The sequence below is a fragment of the Acidithiobacillus sp. TH-A35 genome (assembly GCF_057473505.1).
On the sequence record NZ_JBYCKR010000230.1, the window covers coordinates 1 to 2,862 of the forward strand.

The window sequence follows — 2,862 nt, forward strand, 5'->3', positions numbered from 1 at the left end:
CATTCACCACTGTACTGCTTCATTCCCCTTCCTCCTGCTCAGCAGCCCCGGTCCCGGTGAAACGTGCCTTTCCTGCCCGCTTAACGCGCCGTCGTACCTGAAAAAAATCCCTTAGCAAAATCGCGGATGACGCCGCCAGTAAACCGCCCTGCGCTATGATACGGTGATTTAATCGATCATCTTCCAGCAGATGGTAAAGACTTTCCACCGCGCCCGCTTTGGGGTCGGTAGCACCATATACGAGCCGCCCTACCCGCGCATGCAGCAGTGCCCCCGCACACATCACACAGGGTTCCAGCGTGACATAGAGGGTCGTCCCAGTCAGCCGGTAGTTTTGCTGGGAGCGTGCCGCCAAACGCAACACGCGCACTTCTGCATGGGCGCTGGGGTCGTGTTCCTGCACCGGCATATTGTGCGCCGCCGCCAGCAGATGCCCGTCCGCATCCACCAGAACAGCCCCCACTGGCACCTCACCGTGCCCCGCCGCCCGCGCCGCGTAGTCCAGCGCCAGCGTCATCCACGCCACGTCCCGGGAATCAAAATCCGCTTCTGTCAATGTCATGGAACTCCTCAATTCACCTCACTAAAAGCCGGATGCTCCCGCAGCGCCACCGGATTCCGGGCGCATTGTAACAATTTCCGCTGCTGCCCGCCTTGACAGAATCGGGAATGCTACTAATTTCTCCCTCACTTGCCCAAAGACCTCGTACTTTGCGCAACTGTTGTTGCTTTTTTGTAAACCGCATTAATGTAATATTTGTCAGACTAAAAAAAGGGAGTAAACGTGCTGCGCTTACCAAGTCCTCCTTTGCTCGGCCTGGATATTAGTCCGGACGCGGTAAAACTCGTTGAACTCTCGCAGTCCCGAGGGAAGCTTCGCGTCGAACACGCAGACTCCGAGACGCTCCCGCCAGGCGCCGTCAATGATCGCGACATCCAGGACGCTGAAGCGGTCAGGCGTGCGCTGCGCACCATTCTTGAACGATCCCGCATCCGGACCAAGGCCGTGGCGACCGCTTTGCCGGCCGATACGGCCATCGTCAAGGTCATATCGCTTCCGGGCGATTTGGATGAAGTGGCTATAGAAGAGCAGATTCGCTTTGAAAGTGGCCAGTACATTCCCTACAGCATTGATGCCGTCAATTTTGATTTCGCGGTGCTTGGGCCGGACGCCATCAGAAAAGGGTATAACCATATATTGCTGGTGGCGTGCAAAAAAGAAGCCGTCGAAGACCGCGCTGCGGTGCTTGAAGAGGCGGGCCTCAAGCCCAGAATTATTGACGTCAAGCCTTTTGCGCTCTGGTTATTGCATGAGCACCTCGCCAGAGTGTCTCCACAGGAACGCAACATTTCGGGCGGAGCGGTCGTCCTGGTGGAGATGGGTAGCGCCACCACGAATATTTACGTCTTTCAGGAAGGTCATCCGGTTTACTCCCGTGAACATAATTTTGGCCTCAGTCGTCTGATTGAAGAAATCCAGCGCCGCTATGGCCTCGACATCAACGACGCACAACGCATGGAGCGCTTCGGCGGATTACCGCCGGAATATGGGCGTGATGTGCTCAGCCCCTTTGCCCGGAGCATGGCACAGGAACTGTTTCGCTCCCTGGATTTCTTTCAGGCCAGCATGCCGGACATTCCGGCGGGATCGGTGCATCTCTTTGGTGTCGGAGCCCGGATTCCGCAACTTGCCGAACAATTGCGCCAGCTCGTGAACTTTCCGGTTTACGTGCCTGATCCTTTTGTGGGCATGGAAATGGCTCCTCAGATCAGTCGTCGCTTTATGGATGCAGACCGATCGTCTCTGGCTGTTGCCTGCGGGCTGGCGTTAAGGAGGATTCCGGCATGATCCGTATCAACCTACTGCCCTATCGGGAGGCCCAGCGCACCCGGCGCAGCCAGCTTTTGGCGCTAGCTCTCGTCGGCATCCTGTTGCTGGCCGCCCTGTTCTACTACGGTATTTACAGCATTTTCAGTGCGCGCGTCTCTGCTGAGCAGAAAAAAGTGCAATATCTGCAGAACGTCACCACCCAACTGGACAAAAAAATCGCGTCCATTGCCGACCTGCGTAAGAAACGTGATCAACTGCTCGCCCGTGAAGGCATCATCACCGACCTGCAAGACCAGCGGGATATGGTAGTGCGTCTCTTCAACACCCTGGCCAGCGTTACGCCCAACGGCGTGTTCCTGACCCACCTCAAACAGGTGGGCAACGCTATTACCGTCGACGGCTATTCCCAGGCGAATGATCAGGTCGCGGCATTTATGCGCAACATTGAAGCCTCAAAGATTTTTGAGAAGCCAGAACTGAATATCATCAGTAAATCCAGGCTAGGTAATGAAGAGGTGGGGCAATTCACGCTGCAGATGAGCATCCGTACGCCAACTGCCGCGAATAAAAGTGGCGCATCCGCGCAGAATAAGGATACACAGCCATGACCTTTGATGAATTCCGCAACCTGCAAATCGATGACGTCATCCGTTGGCCGGTCAAAACCAAGCTCATCGTCGTCGCCATCATCGTCCTAGTTCTCGGTATCCTGGCTTGGTTTGAGTTCATTTCACCAGAAAATAACCTGTACAATCAACTAAAAACCCAGGAAGGTAGCCTGAAGATTCAGGTGCGGCAAAAGCAAATGCTGGCCGCCTCCCTGCCCGCCTACCAGGCTCAGATCAGGGAGATGAATCGGCGTTTCCAGGACTTTCTGCAGCAGTTGCCCAATCGCACCCAGATCCCTTCTTTGCTGGATGATGTGACTCTGGCAGGACGCAGCCGCGGGCTGGACTTTGAACTCTTCCAGCCTACCGGCGAGGTCAACAAAAACTTCTACGCGAAGATACCGGTCAAGCTTAAAGTGGTTG

Annotated in this window: 4 protein-coding genes; 3 read left to right on the plus strand and 1 reads right to left on the minus strand. The window is 55.5% G+C overall.

Translation table 11 applies throughout. From position 1 onward, the window contains the following. Nucleotides 1–19: 19 nt before the first annotated feature. Complete coding sequence (gene tadA / locus AC2VNK_RS07745; RefSeq protein ID WP_486883372.1) at nucleotides 20–562, minus strand: tRNA adenosine(34) deaminase TadA; 543 nt, start codon at nucleotides 560–562, stop codon at nucleotides 20–22. Nucleotides 563–784: 222 nt separating this feature from the next. Here tadA and pilM point away from each other — a divergent pair, with 222 nt between their 5' ends. The 3 genes from pilM to AC2VNK_RS07760 all read left to right on the plus strand — a co-directional run. Beyond that, nucleotides 785–1,849, plus strand: coding sequence for a type IV pilus assembly protein PilM (gene pilM, locus AC2VNK_RS07750; protein ID WP_486883373.1), 1,065 nt, complete (start codon nucleotides 785–787; stop codon nucleotides 1,847–1,849). Further along, the gene (locus AC2VNK_RS07755; protein ID WP_291522353.1) at nucleotides 1,846–2,439 is read left to right on the plus strand and encodes a PilN domain-containing protein; all 594 of its coding nucleotides are present in this window, start codon (nucleotides 1,846–1,848) and stop codon (nucleotides 2,437–2,439) included. The genes pilM and AC2VNK_RS07755 overlap by 4 nt, the downstream gene beginning before the upstream one ends. Then, on the plus strand, nucleotides 2,436–2,862 hold a 427-nt coding region (locus tag AC2VNK_RS07760), incomplete at its 3' end, for a type IV pilus inner membrane component PilO (RefSeq protein WP_486883374.1). The genes AC2VNK_RS07755 and AC2VNK_RS07760, both read left to right, overlap by 4 nt.

Bases quoted from the DNA above. Each gene is read 5' to 3' on its own strand.
- tadA (WP_486883372.1), bottom strand. From the start codon at position 562: ATGACATTGACAGAAGCGGATTTTGATTCCCGGGACGTGGCGTGGATG.
- AC2VNK_RS07755 (WP_291522353.1), top strand. From the start codon at position 1,846: ATGATCCGTATCAACCTACTGCCCTATCGGGAGGCCCAGCGCACCCGG.